General features: G+C 61.9%; 4 protein-coding genes and 1 pseudogene. 2 read left to right on the forward strand and 3 right to left on the reverse strand.

What is annotated here, in order from left to right; all coding sequences use genetic code 11:
* Positions 1-837, reverse strand: an 837-nt coding sequence (locus EN781_RS28000) for a DUF3095 family protein (RefSeq protein ID WP_127400534.1), incomplete at its 3' end; no start/stop codon positions are given.
* A 73-nt stretch (positions 838-910) separates the two neighbouring features.
* Between EN781_RS28000 and EN781_RS28005 the strand changes: the two genes are divergently transcribed.
* Complete coding sequence (locus EN781_RS28005) at positions 911-1,999, forward strand: glycosyltransferase family 4 protein (protein WP_126058883.1); 1,089 nt, start codon at positions 911-913, stop codon at positions 1,997-1,999.
* Positions 1,996-2,760, forward strand: a complete 765-nt coding sequence (locus EN781_RS28010; protein WP_126058882.1) for a polysaccharide deacetylase family protein — start codon at positions 1,996-1,998, stop codon at positions 2,758-2,760. The genes EN781_RS28005 and EN781_RS28010 overlap by 4 nt, the downstream gene beginning before the upstream one ends.
* Position 2,761: 1 nt before the next feature.
* Here EN781_RS28010 and EN781_RS28015 read toward each other — a convergent pair whose 3' ends face one another.
* The gene (locus EN781_RS28015) at positions 2,762-3,616 is read right to left on the reverse strand and encodes an MBL fold metallo-hydrolase (protein ID WP_127400535.1); all 855 of its coding nucleotides are present in this window, start codon (positions 3,614-3,616) and stop codon (positions 2,762-2,764) included.
* A gap of 134 nt (positions 3,617-3,750) precedes the next feature.
* Positions 3,751-3,905: pseudogene (locus EN781_RS35555) on the reverse strand (cyclic nucleotide-binding protein); the annotation flags it as partial.

Consider the following 3,905-nt stretch of genomic DNA (forward strand, 5'->3'; position numbering starts at 1 on the left):
CATCAGGAACATTACCCACAGCTTCGTTAACCACCGCCGTCCTGCCGGCGCCGTGGCGCGCGCCTCGATATCGAGGCCGGCAGGCAGCAGACTGTAGTCCGGCCCGTTCACCGGTACCGGGTGGCCATCGCGTTCCTGCCTGCCGGCAAGGGCGATGATGTCGGACGCCAGAAACTGAAAACCGCGCAAGTCACGCGACGCCCCCGGTATGGCTATGATCGAGACGATTTCGCCATGCCGGGCTTCGATCGGGTTCCAGCGGCAGGACAGGCCGGTCAGATCCGGCCGCGCGCCAGCCGGCGCAGGATCGATGCGGTAGCGCCCCGCTTTCATCTCGGCTTCAGCCCAACTGCCGCCTCCGCCGGCGAACATGGCATAGAAGACCGCTTCTGAGGCTTGAAACCTCGCCACGCGGACGTCGCGGCCTTGCGCTCTTATATCTTTTATCGGCACGATTGCAGCACGCAAGGTGAGGTCCAGCTCGTCTGCCACCCATCTCTGGACAGCCGCCAGCGCGTTGCGGGTAACCTCCAGCGCCGAGCCGGGAAACGCCACGAGCGCGCCGTCGCCGCCGAAGACAAAGGGAAGGTCTTGCCGACCCAGCGCGTTGAGCAGCGCCGAAATGACGCTGGCGCCGGCCATGTTGACGGTTTTATAGCGCCCTGCCTCGATCGCCCTGGTCGAGCCGACGATGTCGGCCGTGGCCAGAGCCCAGCCATCGGGGAGAGGCTTGTAGTTGTCGATATCGGCAACGCTTTCGAACTTTGCGAAGACCGGCAGAGAAGCGACAAACGGGTCGGACGCGGCGGCTGTTTCCATGAGCATCAAATAGCACATTCCACTGCTTGAAGGTGAAGTCGATCGTGCTCGAAATTGACTTGCGCTGGCTTTGCGATGATAGGGTCCGGAAATGCGAATTGCCTTTTACGCGCCGCTGAAGTCACCCAATCATCCCGTTGCCTCCGGCGACCGCCAGATGGCACGGACGCTGGTCAAGGCGCTGGAACATGGAGGGCATAGCGTCGAACTGGCATCCGAAATACGCTTCTATCTAAGCGAACCGGAGTCGAAAAGTTTCGATGCGCTCAAGATCGAAGCCCGAGAGGAAGCCGCGCGGCTGACAAGACTTTGGGATCGTGACGGCAAGCCCGATCTCTGGTTCTCCTATCATCTCTACTACAAGGCGCCCGACCTGATCGGACCCGAACTGGCGTCGGCCTTTGCCGTCCCCTATGTGACGGCGGAAGCCTCCTATTCGAGGCGGCGCAACGCCGGTTTGTGGGCCGATACGCAAGCGTTGGTGGCGCGAGCCGTCGAACAGGCGGCGCTGAACATCTGCTTCACGCAAAGGGATCGTCAGGGACTGGCAGATGCGATACCCGACGCCGCTCTCGGCATGCTTCCGCCCTTCATCGACACATCGGCATTCCGGGAAACGCCGGCGCGGGGTTGTTCGACGCGGCTAGTTACCGTCGCCATGATGCGGCCGGGCGACAAAGTCGAAAGCTATCGCATGCTGGCGCAGGCGCTCGGTTCGATCGGCCACCTGCCCTGGACCATGTCTGTCGTCGGGGACGGGCCTGCCCGTGAAGAGGTCAAAGCGCAATTCGCCGGCTTGCCCGCCGACCGTATCGAATGGCTTGGCGCGATTGAGCCAGCCGCCGTACCGGATGTCCTGTACAGTGGGGGAATTTACGTCTGGCCGGGTTTCGGCGAGGCCTATGGCGTTGCCTATCTTGAAGCACAGGCCGCCGGCCTTCCAGTGGTGGCGCAGGACATCGCCGGGGTGCCGGAGGTCGTGCGGGATGGCCAAGCCGGGTTTCTCACGCCGCCGGGCGATGTGGCGGCATTCGCTTCTGCCATTGAAAGGCTTCTGACCCGTAGCGACGAAAGAACCATCATGGCCGCACAAGCCAGACGTTTCATCCTTGAAGAACGTTCCCTCGGTGTTGCGGCGGCGCGTCTGGCCGGACTTCTTGCGAAGATCCCGATTTCATGACACCCGATCAGATCTGGCAACCCTTGGTGGAGGAACTGGCGAGCCTGCAACGAGCGGGCCGTAAGGCAGAGTTCTGGCTGCGCGACGATGACGCCGTGGATCCGACGCCTGCGCTTGATAGGCTGCTCGACCTCACCGGTGAATTCGCGATTCCGGTCACCCTGGCCGTGATTCCGGCCCTGACTGATGAGAAGCTTGTCGCCCGGCTTGACGAGACGCCGCATGCCACGGTCGCCATCCATGGCTGGGCGCACCGAAATCATGCGCCCGGGGACCAGAAAAAGCAGGAGCTCGGCCCGCATCGGCCACGCGAGGCGGTGCTCGATGAGCTGGCCCGTGGGCTGTCGCACGTAGCCGGCCTGCACGGCGCACGTGCCGTTCCGATGCTGGTGCCACCCTGGAACAGGATCGACGCCGGCTTGGTACCCGACCTCGGATCGATAGGATTTGCCGCATTGTCGGTCTATGGGCCGCCGAAGCCGGCTTCGCTGGCGGTCATCAACAGCAATGTCGACATCATGGATTGGCATGGCACGCGCGGTTGCCGCGATCATGGCCTGTTGGTTCAGGCCATCATCGCGCAACTGCGGCATGCATTCGACGGCGGCCAACCGGTCGGCCTGCTCACCCACCATCTCGTGCATGATGAATCGGCCTGGCTTTTCCTCGAACGGCTGCTCACAGTCACCACACAGACTGAGGCCTGTGTATGGCTTCCGGTCAGGACATTGATCGGGCGCTGCGCCGGCAAAGGAAAATAGTTCAGCGCTTTTTCCGCAATGAGACTGGAAATTTGAGCGTCTGGCCATCCCGGGCGGCAAACGCGCCGGCAAACCTGTCTTTGGCCAATTTCTCCATCTCGTCCAACTCATCGTCGGTGCGCGACGGATCGTGGTGAAACAGCGCAAGCCCCCGCGCGCCGGCGGCCTCACAGAGCTTGACGCCCTGTTGCCATGTCGAGTGCCCGTTGCCGCGATAGCGCTCCATTTCCTCCTCGGTGTAGGTGCAATCGTAAATGACGAGGTCGGCATCTTCGATCAGGCCGAGCACCGCCTGATCGAGTTTGCCCGGCTCGTGCTCAGTGTCTGTGATCACCGCAACGACGCGGCCACCCCATTCGACCCGGTAGCCGATGCAGCCACCGGGATGGGTGAGACTGCCGGTTCGGATCACCACCCCTTGGCGCGGCCGAAGCACGTCTCCGGATACGAAATCGCGGTAGTCGAGGCTTGCCTTGCAGACGTCCAGTCTCACCGGAAACCAAGGCGGCCGCATGAACTCATCTACCATCTGCCGCGTCGTCATGCGTCCTGCAAGATGCCCGGACCAGAGCCTGATTTTGACGCTCCGGTCATAGATCGGCTTAAAAGCCGGCAGCCCGATGATGTGATCGTAATGGCAATGGGTGAAAAACAGGTCGGTATCGGTCACGCCCGACGCCCGAAGCGCCCAGCCGGCAGGCCGCAAGCCAGAGCCCGCGTCGAACAGAAGCGTATGCTTACCGCATCGCATCTCAATGCAGTTTGTGTTGCCGCCATAGCGAGAGAATTCTGGCCCCGATACCGAAATGCTGCCGCGCACGCCCCAAAACCTGACCAGGAAAACGTCGTCGTCCATGCAAGCCCTTCGTAGTCCCCCTCGGCCATCGTAGCCAAACAACTGCTGCTAGGCGAGACAGGTCTTCCTCCTGGTGACCTTGTCCGTGAGAGGGCCAGTGCCATCACGGCGAAGGATCGAGCGCAAATCATTCGTTATTTGGCGCTTCGTGCATCGATCAGATCCGCGGTCGTATGGCTCAGGCGATCGGCAAGAACCCGAACCATCTCGATGGTCATTTCCGGGAACTCCTTCATAAGCCTCAGGAAATGATCCTTGCGAATTCTCAAGGCTTCCACCGGACTGGCAG

The organism is Mesorhizobium sp. M4A.F.Ca.ET.090.04.2.1 (assembly GCF_003999085.1).
GTDB lineage: Bacteria > Pseudomonadota > Alphaproteobacteria > Rhizobiales > Rhizobiaceae > Mesorhizobium.